The 19,371-nt window shown below is 60.1% G+C and carries 21 protein-coding genes; 12 read left to right on the top strand and 9 right to left on the bottom strand.

Going from position 1 to position 19,371, the window contains the following annotated elements; all coding sequences use genetic code 11:
* Positions 1-12: 12 nt before the first annotated feature.
* Positions 13-267, bottom strand: a complete 255-nt coding sequence (locus DEH84_RS08360; RefSeq protein ID WP_109036436.1) for a helix-turn-helix transcriptional regulator — start codon at positions 265-267, stop codon at positions 13-15.
* A gap of 375 nt (positions 268-642) precedes the next feature.
* On the bottom strand, positions 643-1,398 hold the full coding sequence (locus tag DEH84_RS08355) for a DUF1845 domain-containing protein (protein ID WP_230179385.1): 756 nt from the start codon (positions 1,396-1,398) through the stop codon (positions 643-645).
* 492 nt (positions 1,399-1,890) lie between these two features.
* Here DEH84_RS08355 and DEH84_RS08345 point away from each other — a divergent pair, with 492 nt between their 5' ends.
* The 6 genes from DEH84_RS08345 to DEH84_RS08320 all read left to right on the top strand — a co-directional run bounded on the left by DEH84_RS08345 (position 1,891) and on the right by DEH84_RS08320 (position 6,390).
* Entirely contained in the window at positions 1,891-2,433 is a 543-nt protein-coding gene (locus DEH84_RS08345) for a hypothetical protein (protein ID WP_109038287.1), read from the top strand.
* Positions 2,434-2,511: 78 nt separating this feature from the next.
* A complete protein-coding gene (locus DEH84_RS08340; RefSeq protein WP_208110799.1) occupies positions 2,512-2,829 on the top strand; it encodes a hypothetical protein in 318 nt (105 codons plus the stop codon).
* A 47-nt stretch (positions 2,830-2,876) separates the two neighbouring features.
* Positions 2,877-3,887: a DUF7146 domain-containing protein gene (locus tag DEH84_RS08335; RefSeq protein WP_109036431.1), complete on the top strand. Its 1,011-nt coding sequence runs from the start codon at positions 2,877-2,879 to the stop codon at positions 3,885-3,887.
* Positions 3,888-4,143: 256 nt separating this feature from the next.
* Complete coding sequence (locus tag DEH84_RS08330) at positions 4,144-5,184, top strand: DUF932 domain-containing protein (protein ID WP_245932722.1); 1,041 nt, start codon at positions 4,144-4,146, stop codon at positions 5,182-5,184.
* 291 nt (positions 5,185-5,475) lie between these two features.
* Positions 5,476-5,796, top strand: coding sequence for a hypothetical protein (locus tag DEH84_RS08325; protein ID WP_109036427.1), 321 nt, complete (start codon positions 5,476-5,478; stop codon positions 5,794-5,796).
* A gap of 12 nt (positions 5,797-5,808) precedes the next feature.
* Complete coding sequence (locus DEH84_RS08320; protein WP_109036425.1) at positions 5,809-6,390, top strand: FlhC family transcriptional regulator; 582 nt, start codon at positions 5,809-5,811, stop codon at positions 6,388-6,390.
* Between the two features lie 16 nt (positions 6,391-6,406).
* On the opposite strand, the gene DEH84_RS08315 is transcribed toward DEH84_RS08320, so the two are convergent.
* Complete coding sequence (locus DEH84_RS08315; protein ID WP_109036423.1) at positions 6,407-6,742, bottom strand: H-NS histone family protein; 336 nt, start codon at positions 6,740-6,742, stop codon at positions 6,407-6,409.
* A 229-nt stretch (positions 6,743-6,971) separates the two neighbouring features.
* Here DEH84_RS08315 and mobH point away from each other — a divergent pair, with 229 nt between their 5' ends.
* The 3 genes from mobH to DEH84_RS08300 are packed head-to-tail and all read left to right on the top strand — an operon-like array spanning position 6,972 to position 11,246.
* Positions 6,972-8,717 carry a MobH family relaxase gene (gene mobH / locus DEH84_RS08310; RefSeq protein ID WP_109036421.1) on the top strand — a complete coding sequence of 582 codons (1,746 nt, stop codon included), beginning with the start codon at positions 6,972-6,974 and terminating at the stop codon, positions 8,715-8,717.
* Position 8,718: 1 nt separating this feature from the next.
* Positions 8,719-10,626 carry a conjugative transfer system coupling protein TraD gene (gene traD, locus DEH84_RS08305; RefSeq protein ID WP_058087364.1) on the top strand — a complete coding sequence of 636 codons (1,908 nt, stop codon included), beginning with the start codon at positions 8,719-8,721 and terminating at the stop codon, positions 10,624-10,626.
* Entirely contained in the window at positions 10,623-11,246 is a 624-nt protein-coding gene (locus tag DEH84_RS08300) for an IncC plasmid conjugative DNA transfer DtrJ family protein (protein WP_058087365.1), read from the top strand. Before traD ends, DEH84_RS08300 begins: the two co-directional genes overlap by 4 nt.
* A gap of 25 nt (positions 11,247-11,271) precedes the next feature.
* Here the strand turns inward: DEH84_RS08300 and DEH84_RS19745 are convergent, their stop codons facing one another.
* Complete coding sequence (locus DEH84_RS19745) at positions 11,272-11,730, bottom strand: MerR family transcriptional regulator (protein ID WP_109036419.1); 459 nt, start codon at positions 11,728-11,730, stop codon at positions 11,272-11,274.
* Between the two features lie 538 nt (positions 11,731-12,268).
* Between DEH84_RS19745 and DEH84_RS08290 the strand changes: the two genes are divergently transcribed.
* The gene (locus tag DEH84_RS08290; RefSeq protein ID WP_109036417.1) at positions 12,269-12,601 is read left to right on the top strand and encodes a YnfA family protein; all 333 of its coding nucleotides are present in this window, start codon (positions 12,269-12,271) and stop codon (positions 12,599-12,601) included.
* Positions 12,602-12,650: 49 nt separating this feature from the next.
* On the opposite strand, the gene DEH84_RS08285 is transcribed toward DEH84_RS08290, so the two are convergent.
* Positions 12,651-12,926: a hypothetical protein gene (locus DEH84_RS08285; protein ID WP_133611150.1), complete on the bottom strand. Its 276-nt coding sequence runs from the start codon at positions 12,924-12,926 to the stop codon at positions 12,651-12,653.
* Between the two features lie 720 nt (positions 12,927-13,646).
* Here DEH84_RS08285 and DEH84_RS08280 point away from each other — a divergent pair.
* Entirely contained in the window at positions 13,647-13,991 is a 345-nt protein-coding gene (locus tag DEH84_RS08280; protein ID WP_159098910.1) for a CzcE family metal-binding protein, read from the top strand.
* 20 nt (positions 13,992-14,011) lie between these two features.
* On the opposite strand, the gene DEH84_RS08275 is transcribed toward DEH84_RS08280, so the two are convergent.
* The gene (locus DEH84_RS08275; RefSeq protein WP_230179383.1) at positions 14,012-15,301 is read right to left on the bottom strand and encodes a heavy metal sensor histidine kinase; all 1,290 of its coding nucleotides are present in this window, start codon (positions 15,299-15,301) and stop codon (positions 14,012-14,014) included.
* A 62-nt stretch (positions 15,302-15,363) separates the two neighbouring features.
* Positions 15,364-16,050: a heavy metal response regulator transcription factor gene (locus tag DEH84_RS08270; RefSeq protein ID WP_109036413.1), complete on the bottom strand. Its 687-nt coding sequence runs from the start codon at positions 16,048-16,050 to the stop codon at positions 15,364-15,366.
* Positions 16,051-16,169: 119 nt separating this feature from the next.
* Between DEH84_RS08270 and DEH84_RS08265 the strand changes: the two genes are divergently transcribed.
* Entirely contained in the window at positions 16,170-16,559 is a 390-nt protein-coding gene (locus DEH84_RS08265; protein ID WP_109036411.1) for a hypothetical protein, read from the top strand.
* 74 nt (positions 16,560-16,633) lie between these two features.
* Here the strand turns inward: DEH84_RS08265 and DEH84_RS08260 are convergent, their stop codons facing one another.
* Complete coding sequence (locus tag DEH84_RS08260) at positions 16,634-18,541, bottom strand: LTA synthase family protein (protein WP_109038283.1); 1,908 nt, start codon at positions 18,539-18,541, stop codon at positions 16,634-16,636.
* Between the two features lie 250 nt (positions 18,542-18,791).
* Entirely contained in the window at positions 18,792-19,301 is a 510-nt protein-coding gene (locus tag DEH84_RS08255; RefSeq protein WP_152987392.1) for a DUF4124 domain-containing protein, read from the bottom strand.
* Positions 19,302-19,371 lie beyond the last annotated feature (70 nt).

Raw genomic sequence — 19,371 nt, 5'->3', positions numbered from 1 at the left:
CAGCAAAGGGCGTCAGGCACGGCTACTTTGTTCAGCGATCCATTGCCTGATGTCCTCCACCCTCCAGACGGTCACGCGCACCGACAGCTTGACGGGCTCAGGAAAGGTGCGCGTCTGCACGCGCCGCCACAGTGTGGACTTGGAGATGGGAACAAATTGCAGAACCTGTGCCTGTCGGAGAAAGCCAACTTGCGGCAATGATGGCGCCGCAACAGCATGGACAGGCGCCGCGGGCACGACAACGGCACCCCGGTTGGGTTTAGGCATGATCTGGCCTCTTCACGGCGAATGCCGATGGAAGACATGACCTGCTCTGTAGCGGCGGCGCTAGGTCAGGGTTTGCGCATGCCGATAGGGACGCACGACTCCGGCATCACATCGGCGGCGTCCCGGTCGCACGGTGTGGTTGTGAGCAACTCCAAGTACATCGTGCCTCGTCAACGGGCTGGCTCAGCGCAACGTGGACAGGCACAGGCAGGCAGGTATCGACTGCGACGGTGGCGCAACATGCGTCCCGATGTCACCTTAGCGGACGACATGGGACGCCTCAAGGCAAGAACGGCTTGTGCTCCTCGAAATCGTCCGTGAAGTTGGCCCCTTGCGCGTGGCGCTTGCCAGCATCAACCAGGTCGCGTTGAGTAGCTACTTGACGACAACAGCAGCAACCACAGGCTCCATGGTGTCCGTGGCTGACGAAACACTTGCATCATCGCCGGTCGCTTCCAGCTCCTGAGCAAGCACACCAGATGCTTGAACATTTGCTGCTGGGGCTGGCACAGACTCGGGACCGCCCTCACCCCGTTCACCCATGGCATTCATGCGGCGCCTCAGGCCAGTGGCCAGATTGCGAGCCCCGTTGGCCACGTCGCGTACCTGACGCTTGAGGCTGGCGCGCTGGATGTCCACCGCCTGCGCAGTGATCACTTCATGGATCTCCAGCGTCTGGAGCAGTGGCATCAACTGGTCCAGCTTACCCAGGACCTCCAGGAAGCGACGCCCAAACGACGACAGCACACTGACGTCCACCGCCAGGGCCACGGTGTCATACGTCGCCACACTGGTGATGCCATGGGCCTTGAACAAGGCCTCTGCGCCATCGATGGCGCTGTTCAGGCTCTCGTTGACCGCGTCAAGCTTCGCCCGAACGCTGGCCTCCACCTTGACGATGTCATCGTGATCCAGCCGCGTGCGTGCGATCACCGAGATGAAGTGCATGTTGAGCTGCAGCGTGTTGAACAAGCGAACAAAGAAGCGCTTGCCCTCTGCGCTGGTGAAGCGCGTGGGCATCTTCACACTGGCCGCTTCGATGCGCCTGAAATCTGCTTTGCTTTCTTTGGCCAGGATCCGGTCGTTGACCCCGCCCTGGTCCATCTTGACGATCTGGTGAATATCAGACATGTCGCGCTCCCGTGACTGGCGTGCTCGCCACCATCTTGCGAACCGCGTTCATGCATCACCACCGGGAATCATCGGCAATTAAAGGCCCTTTCGGCATCAGCCCCCGTTTTGGCATGGAACCATCTTGACCATCCTCATGGCAAGGCACTACCTTGCTGACATGCGGCAGCTGGCCCTGCATTCAAACAAGGCAAGCCCTGGAGTTCACATCAAACCCTTGACGGTCACCACCGTTCCGATGCCATCGAAGCGACTTTCGTGGTGAGTGCACGACCGCACTGACGCGGCATGCGCGCCCTCACCCAGAAAGCCTTCTTCGATCGGTAGCTGGCACACCGATCCGAACGGGCTCACCACCCGATCAAGCCAGCCCTGGAGTCTTTTCATCGCCATCGGCAGTGCGTCATAACACCTTGCCGACTGTTCATCACCCTGTGGGGCATTGCCCCACCCGTGGTGCGCCGTGCCTCCCAATTTCACATGGAGGCCACGATGCTGCACACGAGCACATCCCTGGTTCACCCCCCAGCTGCCTTGAATGGCTTCATGGGGGCGACGCAGTCCGTTTTTCCGGATCAACCGCCAGACCCACAGTCGCTGGACGATCCGACCGAACGCATCGACTGGAGCGAGGAGGACATCGTCTTCTTGCACTGGCGCTTGCTGCAGGAGATCAACCAGTTGTCTGACCCGACCACGCCGTTGGAAGACAAGTTCGACACCCTGCGCTGGGTGTTCACCGAGCGAGAAAAGGACCAACAGCCCTTCTCATTCGTGAACTGCCTGCGTGTTGTGGGCTGCAGCCCGCTGTCGCCCATCGCGTACTGTGGCCTTGTGGATGCGCAAGACATCCGCGACCACATCCGCAACAAGCTCAAAGCCTGGCTGTCTGAATCGCTTGAGCGCTATCCCCAGTGGGTTCGAGATGCCATCGCCAGCAACCCCCATTGGGTTGAAGCGCGCCTGGCCAGGAATCCCCAATGGATCAATGAACAGCTCAAGCAGATGTCCGAGCAGGGCGATCTGTTCACCTGATCCCAACCGCCTCAAAACAGGGCCGAGGCCAGATCTGTCCGATCAGCCCTGGCCCTCAACTCACACATGGAGTGCCATATGCACAAACAAGCCCATGCCCACGGCCACCGCATTCCGATGCTGATGGTCGATGAGCCCCAGGACATCGAGTTCCTGGTCAAGGAAAGTGAAGTCCTGACGGGCCAGGCTGGCCGCATCTTTGTCATCGCCGGTGCCGACTGGCTGACCTACCGCGTGCTGTGGAGCCAGGCAGGTTTCAAGGTCGAACGCCTGGACGACAAAGGCCAGGTCTTGCACACGCAGCACCAACTGCCCTGGGAGTTCGTCGAGCACAGCGTGATCGAAGCACTGCAGGCGGGCCAGTTGTTCACCCCATCGGTTCGCCATCGCGGCTGACCGCTGCTCTATCCCCTGGAGGACATGTCATCAACACGGAGTTAATCATGAACAACCCCGAGTACGAAGCTCGCATTGAAGACGTCAAACGCCGGGCCCACGGTCGCTGGACCGAAATCCTGGGCAGCCTGGGCGTTGGCGAACAGATCCTCAAGAAACGGAACCTGCCTTGCCCGCTTTGTGGCGGCACCGACCGGTTTCAGTACACCGACAAATTCGGTGAAGGCAACTACCACTGTCGCGCCTGTGGCGCGGGAGGTGGCTTCAAGCTGCTGCAGGCCGTCACAGGCCTGGATTTCAACACCGCGCTCAAGGAAGTCGAGCGCGTGGTGGGCACCTCGCGCCCTGCCCCGCATGTGGCGTCACCGGAGCCGTCTGCCGAGCGCATGAAGGCTCTGGCCAAGCGACTCTGGGAGGAAGCCACGCCCGTGACACCCGGTGATGAGGTGGACCGCTACCTGTCCGGTCGGCGGCTCGCCTTGGCCCACTACCCCAAGGTGCTGCGCCTGCATCCAGCGCTGGGCTATTACGAGAAGGATCCGACCTCGGGCAAGTCGCGCAAAGTGGCCGAATACGCCGCCATGCTGGCTTGCATCCAGGGTGCCGATGGTCACGCAGTCACGCTGCACCGCACGTATCTGAAGGATGGCCGCAAGGCCAATGTGAGCGAGGCCAAAAAGGTTCTCTCCTCGGGTATCAATGGTGCTTCCGTGCGCTTGTTCGAACCCGAGCACGAACTGGCCATTGCCGAGGGCATCGAGACCGCCATGGCGGTGCACCTGGCCACCGGCAAACCCGTGTGGGCAGGACTCAACGCCGGGAACCTGGAAAAGCTGTGGCTGCCCGACTCGGTGCAGAGCATCTGCATCTATGCCGATAACGATGCCCAAGCGGACTTTGACGGCCAGATGTTTGCCTTTGCCCTGGCTCGGCGGCTGAAGAAGCAGGAGCACCAGAGCGGCCCCCGGCAAGTGCGGGTGCTCTTGCCCAAGACCCCGGGCACCGACTGGGCCGATGTGTGGCTGGCCAAGGCGGAGCACGCCTCCCGAACCACGTAAGTCATGTATCCCCACTGGTAGCTGTCAAACCAGGCCAAGCCACATGGCAAGGCAAAGACAGCCCTGGCGTTTTGCATGAGTGATTTGTGAATCGGGCGCGATCCCTGGCCAGTGGTCAGTGCGCGCCCTGCGTGGATGGGTCAGAGCCCATCCGTCATCAACCCTGGCGGGGATGTGCATCCCCGCATGTGGGCCATGCCGTCTCCGCCATTTCTTTCCCGAACAGGAGCTTGATATGAGAAGCGGACGTTCCCTGGTGAGCCTGGCCCATGAACTTGAGCGCCAACTGCAATCCAAGAAGGACCTGGTGGTCCCCTCGTCGCTGCTGCGGCACGATACCGACGACACAGGCGAGACCCGTCTCGTCATTGGCGAAGGCGGGGCCTCGACGCCCTATGGCGTCATGCCTCTGGCGCGCCGCCAGTTGGCTGACAAGTTGAAAATTCCCTACGCCTACTTTGAGCGCATGCGCTCCGAACAGCCGGTCTTGCTGGACCGCAACGTGAACACCTGGCTGCAAAGCGACGATGACCGTCGCATGATCCGCACGCTCGATGGCAACGTCCGAGCCGTGCTGTCAGACCGCTACCGTCGCCTGGACAACTACGATCTGGCCGAGAGCGTGCTGCCCATCCTGCAGCAGTTGCCTGATGTGCGCTTCGAATCGGTGGAACTCACCGACACGCGGATGTACATCAAGTGCATCACGCCACAGTTAAAAGTCGAGATGGCGCCTGGCGACGTCGTACAGGCTGGCGTGGTCATCTCCAACTCGGAGGTGGGACAAGGCACGCTGTCGGTTCAGCCCTTGCTGTACCGACTGGTGTGCCGCAATGGCCTGATTGCTTCAGACCGCTCCTTGCGCAAAACCCACGTCGGGCGAGCGCTCGGGTCCGATGAAAGCATCATGGTCTTCAAGGACGACACCTTGCAGGCCGACGACAAAGCCTTCTTCCTGAAGGTTCGCGACGTGGTGCAAGCGGCCGTGTCTGAGGCAACGTTCATGCAGGCTGCGCAGAAGATGCAAAAGACCTTGCAGATCCACCTGGTCGGCAACCCCGTCAAGACGGTGGAAGTGCTGGCTCAGCGCTATACCTTGAACGATGTCGAGCGCGCCGGGGTGCTGCGCCACCTGATCGCCGAAGGTGATCTATCGGGGTATGGCCTGGTGAATGCCGTCACGCACTTCTCCCAGGAAGTTGAGGACTACGACCGTGCCACCGAGTTTGAAGCCCTGGGCGGGAAATTGATCGAACTGTCAGTCAAGGAATGGAAGGAGTTGGCACAAGCCATCTGATCTCGGATCACAGTGATTCACCACCAGGGCCTTGGCTCTGGTGGTTTTTTAATTCCACGCTCAAGTTCCAGGCATGACGCTCATTGAGGGTGACAAATGCGGCAGGCAATGCGGGCTGTTGTCGATGGCAAACACGCCATCCCCCCGCACTCGGGCATTGATTCCATGGCGTGGTCATGAATATGCTGAGCCGACCCGTCACTCCACACACACAACACCAAAGCAGTCATACCTCGCCGCAATACCTGGCCCATCTCGACTCGCATCTGGGCACACCAACAGGAGAAGACCATGAGCAGCATCCAGTTCACCGATGTGCAGTTGACCAATTTGTACCTGTTGCAGGCCATCAGGCTGGGCATTGCGCAAGATCGGGTATCGACATGCTGTAAGTTCGGGTTGGATGCCGCCCAAGCAGATTTCCTTGGTGCAATGAGCCAGGAACAGTTGTGGGCATTCGTCGATCAGATCGGCCAAAGCACCCTCTTCCCTCCACGCCAGGATTTGCTTGCCTTGCTCAAGGCCCCCGCGCCGCTTCAGGCATCGCTGGCTGCTGTTCATGCGCCAAGGCCACGGCAACTCGCGCCCATGGTGCCCGCAAGCACGTCGTGACCGGAGGGGACCATGATGTCAACGCGTGCTGACCGCCAGTTGTGCGCCATACGCCTGGCGCAAGACTGCGCTCAACTGGGTGCCCGGGTGCGCACCATCCATCACCTCACAGGGCTCAACCCTCGGGACGTACAGAGGCTGTTCTTCAACGACCCACAAGCGATCCCACGCGGTCGCCCGCCTAATTCCCTGGAGTGGTATCACGGCGCCAACCTCATCGCGAGGGCAGAATCCTCGATCTTCATGTCGATGTACCGCCGCCTGCGCAACACTGGCTTCGGCGCCGCAGAGACGCTGGTCAGCGCCTACCGCGGATACCAAGCCGTCTGCCAATGCCCGCACCGCATCAGCTTTGACCGAGCGTTTGATCTGGCATCGCACACCGATGGCATCTGGTTGACCAGCACCCCGGTGTTCGAGGTCCTCGCTTGCCCGACCTGCGGCAGCGATGTGCTGATGGCCATCGGCACCGTGGTCCACTTGGGCGACAACTGTCCGTTCTGCAAACTGGTACAGCGCTACAGTTGTGACCCTCGGCTCCAGGCCTCGTTTCCCAAGAACGGGATGGCGACCGCACCTGCGACTACCCCCTGAACCGATGGCCTTGTAATCAACCTACTTTCAGTTGATCCAGCGTCTTGCCAGCGGCCAACGCGGCCTTGATCCACTTAGGCTGAAGTCCCCGTCCGCTCCAGGTCTCGCCCGTGTCAACGTTGCGATATTTTGGGGCGACCTTGCTGCCTGCTGCAGCACTGGAGCGGGTCGCCACACCGGCCTTCAACCCCAAGTCGGCCACAGTCAAACCATTGGCAGCCAACAGTTGCTTGATGTGGTCAATCACCCCAGCTCGCTCTGCCTTGCGGGCATCCTGCAATTGCCTGTCCAGCTCCGAAGCCTGCTTGTCCAGGGCAGCCTTCTGGGCCAGGAGTTCTTGGTACGTGGTCATGATTGCAGTGTTTGGCTACGCCGAGTTTGGATTCCAACATCCTACATTGCAAGTTCCGTGGCTTCATGACCAACGGGCCTGCATCCTCGTCGTTGCATGCAGAGTCAAGGCCAAGGTATCAGACGGATCGACGCCCATCGCTCTGATCCGAAATTGCCCCTCATTCGTCAAGTCTCGATGGCGAAAGCCCAGATGAACAGACGGCATTTTGAGGTGCACACGGCTATGCATGGTGACCAAATGGTTGGGTCATTTGAAATGGACCACCATGCTTGCCCCGTCTCAGCCACACAGCACTTTTGCATCGTCAGATCCCGGCTTCGAGGCCCTGCCCATTGATGCTCTGCTGTCGCAAAACGATGACCTGATCGCCCGCATCAAGCTCTGCCATGGGTCTGACCGTACCGAGTTCGAACAAACCATCCTGTCACTTATCAGACGATACGCCAACCTAGTACACCTGCTGCCAGCCACATCAGACAACTACTTCTGCACCCCTGGCGGCCTGTTGCGCCTGGGCATGGAAGTCAGCTTCTTCAGCCTGCAGGGCACAGACGCGCACATATTCTCAGGTCGCTCCAACATATCGGCACGCCGCCACTTGGAGCCGCGCTGGCGCCTGGCAACCTTCGTCGCGGGGCTTTGCTGCGAGGCCCACCGGGTGCTCAGTCACATCATCGTGACCAACGCCCCAGGCGATGTGTGGCCAGCCTACCTTCTGTCCCTGAGTGATTGGCTGATGGAGCGACAAGCGGACCGCTACTTCTTGCGCTGGCGCCCACACGCCATCGAGACACGCAGCCTGGGCGTGTTCACGCTGGCCCATGTCGTACCCCCAACGGTCATGCATTACCTGGCTGAAGACAACACAGTCATCGTGCCTCACCTCATGGGCAGCGTCAGCGGCATCTCGCAGCATCGCGATCACAACTTGCTGGACGAGTTGGTCCGGCGCTCCTTGGCGCTGGTGATTGACCGCAACCTGCTGGCCAATGCCGACCGCTACGGTACGCCTCAATACGGTTCGCACCTGGAACGCTACCTGGTTGACGCGCTAAGGCATCTCGCGGTCTCCAACTCGGGGTGGCAAGCCAATCGCGAGAAGTCTCGCGTCTGGCTCGGCCCCGATGGCCTGTTCCTGGCCTGGCCTAGCGCTGCCGAAGACCTCCAAAAGCAACTGGACGCCGCCCAGTTGCCAGGCATTCCCAAAGCGCCGGAGACCATCATGGAAGTGCTCCTGCTAGCCGGCGTCTTCGAACCCACGCCCACAGGAGCCCCAATCTGGCTCATCCAACCACCAGGCGGCAAGGCCAAAATCGACGCAGTCAAGCTGTCGTCGCAGGCGATCCTGTTTGCAGGACATGACCCGTTGCCGCCGCCTCTGGCGGAAAACCTCACGAGTGCGCCAAGCAACAACAGTCCGTCGGCCCAAGCGGGCGAACCGGTTGCACCAAGATCTCGCCCTGATGGCCCGCCAGGCACACAACTCTCGCTCATCCCTGGTAACGCCGAGCAAACTCCACAAGCAGCTTCGAATGTCCGAGAGGCTCAAGCCGAAGCGGCACTTTTGTCGACCGCCCCGCCGACTGCCTTGGTATCGACAAGCGATGCCCACCCAACTCAGCAAGCGACGATAGGTCTTCAAGCGCCGCTGCGCCTCAACCCCGTGGTGCGCGACGCGTTGACCGAGGTGATCAACACCTTGAACACAGGTACTGGTCCCGCCCAGGGTTGCACTGTCGCGTCGGGGGTGTTTGTGCCTCTGCAGGAATTCGAGCGGCGCGGCATTCAACCCTCGATGGCTCTGCGCGCCCTGTCTGACGTGCACATGCTAGTTCGCGCCGCGGGCAAAGGTCCGCCAACAACCTCAAGGGATTTCAACGGCACATCGACCGTGGGTTTAACCATAGCCCCGCACTTCATCAGCGGCGTGGACATGGAAGCCTTTGCCTCGCCCGAGGCTCAGGGAGGGTGACATGCCCATCCGCCGCTACGAGATGCCATGGCGCCACGCCTACGAGGCCTATGCAGGCCTTGCCTGGGGCATCGCGTTGATGTTCTTCACGGCGGTCGGCGCCATCGGACAACTGCCCCGCATTCTCGCTTTCCCCCTGTCCATCACTTGCCTCGGCATGAGTGCCCTCAGGTTCTCGCAGGCGCTGCGCATTCTCGTGCTGAGGGCGTCGCTGGCTGGTCACGCCATCCAGGTGATCAGCACGCAAACCCAGGCGCGGTGGTGTCAGGATCCAACGGCCGTTTTCCTTGGCTTCGGCTTCGAGTGGCGGCCCGTGCACTCCCAGCGCCTGTATGAACTGGCCAAGATCGACTATCGCGACTTCACGGTGTCTCCGCGCCTCTTGAGTCTGCTGGGCTATGACAGCGCCCCCCAACCTGATGCGGAGATCGGCTTGCCCTACATACACGGCGTCGAGCCTCATGAGGTGCCACTGCATCGCCCCTTGCAGAACTTCGAAGGCGGCACGCTGCTGGTCGGCACCACGCAATCTGGCAAAGGGGTGGCCCTGGCCAACCTCATCACCCAGGCCGTCAGGCGCGGCGACGTGGTGATCGTCATCGACCCCAAGAACAGCCGTCGCCTCAAGCGCGTGGTGGAACGCGCCTGCCAGGACTGGCGTGAGCCCGACACCTTCATGGAGTTCCATCCGGCCTTCCCGGAAGCCGGTGTGCGGCTGGACTTCACCTTCAACTGGCAAAAGCCCACCGAGATTGCATCCCGCATCCAATCGATCATGCCGCCGGACACGGCTGGCGCGTTCTCCGCCTTCGGCTGGGATGCGGTCAACGTGGTCGTGCAAGGCCTGGTCGAACTGGAAGAACGACCTAACCTGGCCAAGCTGACCCGCTACATCGAAGGTGGCATCGAACCCGTGCTAGAAGGCTCTCTGCGCCGCTTCTATGAAGAAACTTTGGGGCCCGCCTGGCGCGAGTTGCCCGAGATGAAGAAGCTGATGCAGGAGGCTCATCGAGGCCACATGAAGCGCCCATCAGAAGCGGCCAGCGCCGAGTTGATGGCCTTTGTCGCGTACTACGAACACCACATTGCCCAGTCACAACGCAGCAAGGTGATCGATGCCCAGGTGCGAACCTTCAGGCACAACCGCGAGCACTATCAAAAAATCACCGCCAACCTGTTGCCCGTGCTGTCGATGCTGACCTCGGGTGACCTGGGTCGTACGCTGTCGCCTGATCCGTTCGACGCCGACGACACGCGCCCGATCATGAACTTCGAGAAAATCGAGCGCGGCGGGCATGTGCTGTACATGTGTCTGGATTCGCTGCCCGACCCTTCGGTGGCTTCGGCCATCGGTGCGCTGGCATTGGCCGACCTGGCCGCACGGGCGGGCATGCGCTACAACCTCGGCGGCTATCGGCGCATTGCGCTGTTTGTAGATGAGGTGGCCAACGTCATCAACCAGCCCTTGATCGAGATCCTCAACAAAGGTGCCGAGGGCGGCATCTACACCACCTGCGCGATGCAAACACTGGCGGACCTGGCCAAACGCCTGGGCAGCGAAGCGGCTGCGCGCATGGCACTGGGCAACCTGAACAACCTGATTGCGCTGCGCTCAAAAGACCGCCCCACGCAGGATTTCATCGTGGAGACCTTTGGCAAGACCGCCATTCATTCGATGAGAGTTGGGCTCGGGCATGGTGCAGACACCCATCTGGGTGACTTCTCGACCAGCTATTCAAGCCAGCTCTCCGAGAGCTTCGAGGAGATGGTGCCCGCCGATGTCCTGGGCAAACTGCCCAACCTTCAGTACTTTGCCTCGGTGTCTGGCGGGCGCATCATCAAAGGTCGCTTCCCCATCCTGGATCCGGATGCGCATGGGGACGATCAACCCATCAGGAGGGCGGCATGATCAGGGCGATGGCCGTGGTGTCACTGCTGGTGTTGCTGGTTCTGGTGCTCTATGTGCCGTCCGCCCATCCGCCAGAACGGTTCATAGAGCAACTGCGAACGGAATACACCAATGCGGCGGTGTTCTGGGGCAAAGACGCGGGCACCCGCATGCTGTCGCGTGCGATGAGCATGCAGCAGTCTGCACGTCAGGCATCACCTGTCCCCTCATCCAAAGACGCGGCCCCCGTGGGTGGCGTCAACGCGGCTGTCGGGCAAGAAATGGCTTCGGTCAACCAACGGCTGTTCAACAACCCCTACTTCCGCTCGATTGACGCACTGCTGCTGCTCGCCAGCTTCCGCCTGGCCATGCTGCTGGAGTGGCTCCCCTGGCTGTTGGCCTTCCCGGTTGCTGCCTTGGTGGATGGCTGCCTTGTACGAGTGGTCAAAGCCAAAGAGTTCCTGCACCACAGCCCGGAGATGTTCGCCTTGTATGCCTGCTTGGCCATCCTCACCAGTTGCGCAACCGTCCTGGCGTTTGTGCTGCCCTTCACCTTGCATCCCCTGGCCGTGCCATGCGTGCCTGTGGTCATCGGCACGTTGATGGGGACGGCGATCAGGGACTTTCACGCAAGAATCTGAACATCAGGCCTGCAAGAACCTTGCTTCAAGTACCACAGCAGCCTGAGCTTCGGCTCGGCGCGGCCGCGGCCGGACGAGACAGATCCTCCAGAATGGAACAATCGAGCGTAGGGCCCCCCGCGCAATCCCTGTCGCATGCGCGCACAAAGGCTCCCAGGCTGCTCTCTAGTGCCTGGAGTTCCAACAGCCTACGCTGCACCTCAGCCAAATGCTTGGCAGCGAGGTCTCGGACTTCAACGCAAGGTCGAGTTGGCTCATCGACAAGACAGACAAGTTCTCGCACCTGATCAATGGAGAAGCCGAAGTCTCGACATCGACGGATGAAAGTCAGACGTGCGATGGTCGCCTCCGAGAAATTTCGTCGACATCCATCCGTCCGATCTGCGTTTGGCAAGAGGCCAATATCCTCGTAGTAGCGGATGGTCGGGACAGAGCAACCCGTCCGTTTGGCAACAACGCAGATTGATAAATTTGGTGCAGCCATCTTTCTATCTTAGATCACGCGCAGACTCCTGCTGCACACCCACAGGGTTTGAGTGGACGCGGCGGCACCTGCGAGCCACAAGCCCAAGCGGCTCGAATCACCCGTGCACTTCTAGTTCAACCACCAAGCCCGTTGCCCAGACTGCCGAGCTTAGGTCAACGGGCCATGCCGATCATCTGAGATTGCAGCCCCCCGAACACATGGAGACCTTAGGACTGACCGATGTGCGCCGACGGCGCCAGGCCATCAGCACACTGCCTAAGGCCAACACCAGCAATACCCCACCAATCAGGACAAGCTCATCAGCACATGCAACCATGGATGCTCCGATTGCAGCAAGGGCGGTAGATCCTGCCGCCAGGGCAGCAGTACCACCAAGCAGGGGGACGGCACAGCAGGCAGCACATTCTGCTCCGACACCGACAGCGGCTTTCCAAGGTCTCATTTCAGTCTTTCCGTAAGTGAGCACGTCGCCCACATCACAACGGTACGACCTCAAGCTACTTGAGATGCAAGAGGTTTGTATGAAAATGCCGACATGGATTTGCTCAAAACCTTCCTGCTGTTTGTCGTCACGGCCATCGCCGAGATCCTTGGGTGCTACCTACCTTACCTTTGGCTTCACCAGGGCCGCTCGGCGTGGCTTTTGTTGCCAGCGGCGGCAAGTTTGGCCCTTTTTGCATGGCTACTGTCGCTGCACCCCAGCGCGGCTGGCCGCGTCTACGCCGCCTATGGCGGGGTCTACATCCTTGTGGCCATCGTGTGGTTAATGCTGGTCGACAAAGTCCAGCCAACAGCGACAGACTGGATCGGGGTAACCGTCAGCCTGTGTGGAATGGCCATCATCATGTACGGCCCGCGGACAGACTGATCGTCCACAGAGAAAGCAGAGCCACATCCGATAGCAGTGATGACATCAGTTAGCTCCTGGCTCTGTACAAAGTGCGGTATCCAACGTCGAGCAACGGTTCATCAAAAACGTCGAACAGATTTGAAGCGATGGCCAGCTTCTTGAGCGTGGCGTGGCCATGTCTGTCCTTCATGTGCGTGACCGCATCAGGCTCCTGTAGCCATGCAATGCGCCCCGCATCCGCGAGATAGGTCCATCCTTCGGCCCGCCGTCTTTGTGCAGCCACATCGCTCAGGACCGCATCCAGACGGCTGTGCTGCAACAGGATCAACTCGAAGTGGCGCAAGCCCTCATCAGATGCGAAGAATGCGCCATGCACTGGCCAACATCAAGCAACGCCTTGGAGAGCGAACGGAGATTTTCGTACATGGGCAACACCCTGCCCCGCTGATCATCGAGATACTTGGCTGCCTCGGCCACCTTCTCCTGTGGGCCAGGCTGGCCCTGCGCTATGTCAGACCATCGACCAGCATGGCGTCAAGACTGTTCTGAACCTGCGTGGCACGAATCATGGTCAACCTTGGTACGACAGCGACGTGGCCATCACGGAAACCACCGGAGTCAGGCTTCTGGATGTGCCCCTGTCCGCCTACAGGGAGAACTGACACTTGAGCAGTCTCCTGATGAAGACATCGCCCACGCCCTTGTTGGTTCACTGTGCATCGGGTTCCGATCGAACAGGCCTGGAATTGAGTCGAGGGGCGCCGATCGCGGTGGCCAATGATGAGCTCTCGGCAAAGTATGGTCACTTTCCAACGCTGGAGTCAGATTCTGCGGCCATGGGCCGCAGCTGGACGAAGTACGCCGATTCTGGACAAACAAAGACGCCTTCGGCACTCTCGCCATAGGCCCAGCAAGTTGCTCGGCGCGGCAAAAGGAGATGACAAAACTGTAACCAATCTGTACGGAGCGTGTCGGGCACGAACTTCTAGAGTCACCTCCAGGACATGCCGCTCAAGCCCATCAATCGATGTGCCGGTTGTCCCGGAACCAACTGGAGCTGATCATGAATCATTGCCTGACCAAAACCGCCTTCGTTCTCAGCCTCGCATTGTCTGCGGCCTTGGCGAGCGCCACGACGGATCGATCGACTACCCGCGACGGCAAGTCCATGTATGGCGCCATGTCCAGCCCATCCCAAGCAGTCAAGGTCGTCGATGTCGAATCCGCCAAGTTCGTCAACGTGGTCTGCGGCGAAACCGTCACTTTCCGCAGCGGCGACAAGAGCTTCAGCTGGAAGTTCGAGGTGCTCAACCATCAGGCCGTGGACCTGATGGCCGTGGCACCGAAGGGCTTCACTAACAAATCGCTGAAGGTCTACATCACCCCCAACCTGCACGAAAGCAATTGACGGAACGGGGCAGCGGCCCATCACAAGGTTGGGCCAGGTCCAGCGGCGTCGGGCAACATCATCCCGATGCGGGTCACGCCTGCGGCTGACTCCGCGAATGCATGGCCGCCATGCATTCGCGCGATGGCCGCCACGATGGACAAGCCAAGCCCATGGTTGCGATCCGCAGGGCTGCGCGCGGGATCGGCTCGGTAGAAGCGGTCGAACAACCTGGGCAGATGCTCCACACCGATGGTCGCCCCCTTGTTGTAGACGGCAATCCTCACCCAGCCGATTTTCTCGCGATCGATCTGGATCAACACCGATGACTCCGGTGAAGCGTAGCGCGTGGCATTGCCCAAGAGATTCGACAGCGCCCGCCGCAACAACGGGCCATCCACCGTGGCGAAAGCATCGCCCGAGATCTTGGCAGTCAGCCCCGCGTCAAGGAGCGCCGCCTCATGAAACTCGATCACCTCTTCCGCCAAGACACTAAGGCAAGGCGTCCATTCGCGCCGCGCAGGCCCACCACGTTCGGCATTGGACAGAAACAGCATGTCGCCGACGATACTGGCAAGACTGCGTAGCTCTTCTAGATTGGATGCCAATGCCTCTCTGAGATCATCGGCACTTCGAGGTTTGCGCAACGCCAACTCACAGCTGCTGATCAACGTCGCCAGCGGCGTGTTCAGTTCGTGTGCCACATCGGCATTGAAGGCCTCCATCTGCTTGTAGGCAACGCCAAGGCGGTCCAGCAAGGCATTGAACTGCTGAATCAAGGGTTGCAGTTCGTAGGCCTGACCCGCGCCGTCCAGGCGTCGTTCCAGGTCCGTGGCCGTGACGAGTCCGGTCTGCTCGACAAGCTTGTGCAGTGGCGCCAGACCCAGGCGAACCAGCATGAACCCTCCGACGGAAACCGCCAGGGCACCCACCAGCGCCGCGACCGCCAGCGTCCACGCCAGGCGGGCGAGCAAGGCGTCATCCATGCGTTTGTCCAGTACCAAGATGGCCCGAGCCATTCCGCCATCTTCAGACCGCACTTTGATGTCGAACGCCCTGCTCTTGATCTCATTTGGACCGGCCCGCCATGAAGATGTCTCAAAAAGCACTTGGCCATCACGCCCCATCAAGCGCAAAGAAAGTTCGTCATGCCCTGCCAGAAAGCTGCCAAGCACTTGACGCACATCAGCCAGGTCCCGCTCACCGTCGCTGCCTGCAAGCAGGTGTTCGACGGTGTTCTGCTTCTGTGACAGCGCTTCATCCTGCCGCTCGGACACCGTCAGCGCGAACAGCACGTACACCACCACGCAAACCAGGCCAAGGCCCAGCATGGTCTGGAGCGCCAACCAGCGTGACAGCCGCCCCCGAAGGCTGGCCGTCGTGACAATGTCGCTCACGGCTCGCGAACCTCCAGCACGTAGCCCATCCCGCGCACCGTGTGCAACAACGATCTCTCAAAAGGCTGATCCAGCTTGGAGCGCAGGCGACGAATGGCCACCTCCACGACATTGGTCTCGCTGTCGAAGTGCATGTCCCAGACCTGCTCGGCCAATTCGGTACGCGACAGCACTTCGCCCTGGCGTCGCAGCAGCAGGCTCAGCAGGTTGAACTCCTTAGCCGTGAGGTCGAGCCGCTGCCCAGATCGCGTGGCTTTTCGACGAAGCAGATCCACATCCAGATCGGCCACCTTCAAAACCGTCGGCTCGCCAGCATTTCGCTGCCCGCCCGACCGTCTGAGCAGAACCTGGATGCGCGCAACCAATTCCGAAAACGCGAACGGTTTGACGAGGTAATCGTCCGCTCCGCCTTGAAGGCCTTTGACACGGTCTTCGACCTGTCCGCGGGCCGTCAACATGAGCACCGGCGTCTGTTTGCTTTGCCGCAGAGCAGCGAGCACTGCCAGGCCGTCGATGCCGGGGAGCATGCCATCCAGGACGAGAAGGTCATAGTCGATCTCGATCGCCATGTGCAAGCCGTCAATGCCGCTGTTGGCCACGTCGACCACATAGCCTTCCTCGCAGAGACCCTTGCGAAGGTACTCGGCCATCTTGACGCTGTCTTCGATCACCAGAATTTTCATGCGTTTGATTGTTAAATGGCTGTTACACAAGGAAGATGACGAATTTGTCATCTTTGAGTTGGCCTTCTGTCGCCTGCATCTGCATAGGCTTTCACCTCCATAACCTTCAAGGACTGAAGATGAGAAAAGTGAACAGCCTGATTGCCTGCTCGATCCTGGCCATCAGTGCCAGCGCCTTTGCGGCGGATGGACACGAACACGGGCACGAACATGATCCGCTGCACGGCGGCGTGGTGGTGGAAGCCAGCGAGATGGACTTCGAACTGGTGGCCAAGGCCGACCTGATCAGCCTGTACGTGCGCGATCACGGCAAGGCAGTCAAGATGCAAGGTGCCAGTGGCAAACTGACCCTCATCAAGGGCACCGACAAAAACGAAGTGCAACTCGCGCCAGCGGGTGAGAAGCTGGAAGCCAAAGGCAGCTTCGACGTGAGCGCTGGCGCCAAAGCGGTGGCTGTCGGGACGCTGCCTGGCAAGAAGCCCGTCTCTGTTCGCTTTGCGCTGAAGTGATGCAAGCCCCCGAAGCTGGCCGATGAATCGGCCGCTTCGGGGCGAACGCAGGTCCTGATGCATTCGCTGGCCGCTCATTGTTGATGGGGGCAATTTGGCAGCTTCAATGCCCCCATCTTGAAGGACCTTGATGCCGTCTGATAGTAGGCGATCGCCTCATTCAACAGTACCGGATCCACTGCTTTGGGCGTCGTCTCCAGCGTCCGAGGATCGACCCTGTAGCTCTCCACCCGTTGCCGAGGCAGCAACACCGTGAGCGTGTTGCTTCGCAGGTAGCCAAGCGACTGATAGTTGCTGACGAAGACCCTTCTCAACGGCTCCTCTTCTTCGAAGAGACAGCGTCCAAAGAAGTAGTCGGCCCCCTTTTTCCCCAATAGCTCGACGATCGTGGGGGCCAGGTCCAACTGGCTGACCAGCGGTTCGTATACACCTGGCTTCAGCAGATCAGGCGCGAAGAAGATCAAAGGGATTCTGTAGCCATCCAGTGGCAATTTGGTCTTTCCCGCCACGGACGCACCATGGTCGGCGACGATGATGAACAGGGTGTCCTTGAACCAGGGTTGCGCACGAGCCCTGTCGATGAAGTCGCCGATCGCGAAATCGGTGTACTTGACGGCGCCGAGTCGCCCACCGGGCGAAGGGATGTCGATGCGGCCGGCGGGATAGGTGTAAGGGCGGTGATTGGACGTTGTCATGATGTGCGCAAAGAAAGGATTGCTTTGCGCCCTTCCCTCATCCAGCGTGCTCAAGGCCTGGCTGAACAGCACCTCGTCCGCCACCCCCCAGACGTTTTCGAAGACGATGGTGCGCTTGTCCATGTCCGTCCTGTCGATCACCTTGTAGCCGTTGCCCCCGAAATAGGCATTCATGTTGTCGAAGTAGCCGTACCCGCCGTAGAAAAAGTAGGGCTTGAAGCCTTGAGAGCCAAGCACTTCTCCCAGCGTGGCGAGGTGCTCGTTCTGAGGTCGGCGGACAATGGCCTGCCCGGGGACGGGGGGCGTTCCCAGCGACAGCGCCTCCAACCCCCTGACCGTGCGTGTTCCCGTCGCATAGGCGTGCGAGAACAGCAGTCCTTGCTTGGCGATCGCATCGAGCCGGGGCGTCAACCCTCGCGAGTCGCCGTATGCGCCAAGAAATGAAGCCGAGAGGCTTTCCACCGAGATCAGCACCACATTCCGTGGCCGCCGGGTGAAGGGCCATGCGTGGTTCGCGGCGCCCTTCAATGCCTGAGCAGAAAGATCGGACAGCGGTCTGCGCTGCATCCCCATGGTTTGAAGAATGCGGTCCGCCTCGCTTTGCGGCATTGTTCGATAAAAGCGATCGAAATCCAGCTCGTTCCGCCGCATGGCCGCCGCCAGCGTGAACAGACCGTTCCCGGAGATCTCGTCCGCATAGGCGTTGCCTGCCCCTTCCATCTGGTCCACGCTGACCGTGAACCCCGCGATCACGGGCAGAACCACACCCGCTGCCACCAGCTTGGCGCGCTGGATGCGCGTGATCTTGACGTTGTCCATGTTTCGAACGGCGCCCCGCAAGAACCAGACAATGAGACCAGCCACCACTGCGATGGCCGCCAAGACGGTTGGAACAGGATAGGACTGCCGGATGTTGCCGATCACCTCCTGCGTGTAGAGCAGGTAGTCGACCGCGATGAAGTTGAACCGTGTTGAAAACTCCAGCCAGAAGGTGACCTCCGCGCCGATGCCAAACAGCATGACGAAGACAGAAAACCACAACCACTTGAGCCGAAGCGTTCTATGCCAAAGGCTAGTTCTCCAGCGATTGGGCAGTACCGCCTCGTAAAGGCAAACCGGCGCGACCAGAAAGGCCAGCGTTGCCAAATCGAACAGAAGCCCCTTGGTCAGCACATAGGGCCAGAGATCGATGCCGACCTGCCCCGCATCCAATGTGACCAGCAGGCCGATGCGCAAGCAAGTGAAGGCCGCCAACCAGATGACGGCGACCAGCCAGGGAACGCCCATGGACCTGAAAGCATTCGTGGGAACTGAAAACATCTAAGGTGATCCTGATGTGTGTCGGGCGGGTATCGACCCTATTCCCAACACGTCTGACAAATGAACGAAGACGTGATCGTTTCAAGTTGAATGGCGATGGCTCACGCCACCGATGCCGATTGCTTGCCTCGGTAAGTTGCCTGGTAATGCATCTCAGCAAAAGACGCGACGACAATCTCGCCATGCTTTGACAGACCTCACAGGCATATCCGCGAGATCAATATCGAAGTGCGTCCCGTTCCTTGATCAATTTGTCCAACTTGCGCTGGGCCTGCTCCGTCTCCGAAGCCAACGAGCGCTGACGGCGGCCATACTGTGAAGAAAATCTACGGCCTTGCCGATCCCCCTCTACGACCTGGCGCCCGGCCTCCTGATCGGACCGACGGCCCCTGAGCTCTTCGTAGGCACTGGCAATCTTGTTGTCCAGATCCTTCAGCCGAAGAGATCGCGCAGCAGCGTCTTTCAGCAACTGCTCTCGCGTCATCGCAAGCGCGCGTTGCGCCGCCTCGGCCTGCTGCGGATCAGCCGGGTGAGGTTCGACAGATATCGCGTAAGACCGCTTCGCCTTTGCCTCGGGCTCGTCGCCATACACGACCTGCCCATTGGGCATGATCGACTTGTAGAGGATGCGTTCCTCGGCCCAACAGTAAGGGGTCATGCAGAGACATGCCAGCGGGATCAAGCTACTGGCGAGATGTCCAGGCACGCTTCGCATTGAATTGCTCATCCACAAGCTCCTTCTTCATTTCTCGCCATTGCAAAAGCTCGCGTGTTCAGACGCGCTATGCAGGCGAACC

The sequence above is a fragment of the Aquabacterium olei genome (assembly GCF_003100395.1).
In the GTDB taxonomy this organism is placed as follows: Bacteria; Pseudomonadota; Gammaproteobacteria; order Burkholderiales; family Burkholderiaceae_C; genus Aquabacterium; species Aquabacterium olei.
This window is presented reverse-complemented; position numbering and strand designations above follow the sequence as displayed.

Bases quoted from the DNA above. Each gene is read 5' to 3' on its own strand.
- DEH84_RS08360 (WP_109036436.1), bottom strand. From the start codon at position 267: ATGCCTAAACCCAACCGGGGTGCCGTTGTCGTGCCCGCGGCGCCTGTC.
- DEH84_RS08355 (WP_230179385.1), bottom strand. From the start codon at position 1,398: ATGTCTGATATTCACCAGATCGTCAAGATGGACCAGGGCGGGGTCAAC.
- DEH84_RS08345 (WP_109038287.1), top strand. From the start codon at position 1,891: ATGCTGCACACGAGCACATCCCTGGTTCACCCCCCAGCTGCCTTGAAT.
- DEH84_RS08340 (WP_208110799.1), top strand. From the start codon at position 2,512: ATGCACAAACAAGCCCATGCCCACGGCCACCGCATTCCGATGCTGATG.
- DEH84_RS08335 (WP_109036431.1), top strand. From the start codon at position 2,877: ATGAACAACCCCGAGTACGAAGCTCGCATTGAAGACGTCAAACGCCGG.
- DEH84_RS08325 (WP_109036427.1), top strand. From the start codon at position 5,476: ATGAGCAGCATCCAGTTCACCGATGTGCAGTTGACCAATTTGTACCTG.
- DEH84_RS08320 (WP_109036425.1), top strand. From the start codon at position 5,809: ATGATGTCAACGCGTGCTGACCGCCAGTTGTGCGCCATACGCCTGGCG.
- DEH84_RS08315 (WP_109036423.1), bottom strand. From the start codon at position 6,742: ATGACCACGTACCAAGAACTCCTGGCCCAGAAGGCTGCCCTGGACAAG.
- mobH (WP_109036421.1), top strand. From the start codon at position 6,972: ATGGTGACCAAATGGTTGGGTCATTTGAAATGGACCACCATGCTTGCC.
- traD (WP_058087364.1), top strand. From the start codon at position 8,719: ATGCCCATCCGCCGCTACGAGATGCCATGGCGCCACGCCTACGAGGCC.
- DEH84_RS08300 (WP_058087365.1), top strand. From the start codon at position 10,623: ATGATCAGGGCGATGGCCGTGGTGTCACTGCTGGTGTTGCTGGTTCTG.
- DEH84_RS19745 (WP_109036419.1), bottom strand. From the start codon at position 11,730: ATGGCTGCACCAAATTTATCAATCTGCGTTGTTGCCAAACGGACGGGT.
- DEH84_RS08290 (WP_109036417.1), top strand. From the start codon at position 12,269: ATGGATTTGCTCAAAACCTTCCTGCTGTTTGTCGTCACGGCCATCGCC.
- DEH84_RS08280 (WP_159098910.1), top strand. From the start codon at position 13,647: ATGAATCATTGCCTGACCAAAACCGCCTTCGTTCTCAGCCTCGCATTG.
- DEH84_RS08275 (WP_230179383.1), bottom strand. From the start codon at position 15,301: ATGCTGGGCCTTGGCCTGGTTTGCGTGGTGGTGTACGTGCTGTTCGCG.
- DEH84_RS08270 (WP_109036413.1), bottom strand. From the start codon at position 16,050: ATGAAAATTCTGGTGATCGAAGACAGCGTCAAGATGGCCGAGTACCTT.
- DEH84_RS08265 (WP_109036411.1), top strand. From the start codon at position 16,170: ATGAGAAAAGTGAACAGCCTGATTGCCTGCTCGATCCTGGCCATCAGT.
- DEH84_RS08260 (WP_109038283.1), bottom strand. From the start codon at position 18,541: ATGGGCGTTCCCTGGCTGGTCGCCGTCATCTGGTTGGCGGCCTTCACT.
- DEH84_RS08255 (WP_152987392.1), bottom strand. From the start codon at position 19,301: ATGAGCAATTCAATGCGAAGCGTGCCTGGACATCTCGCCAGTAGCTTG.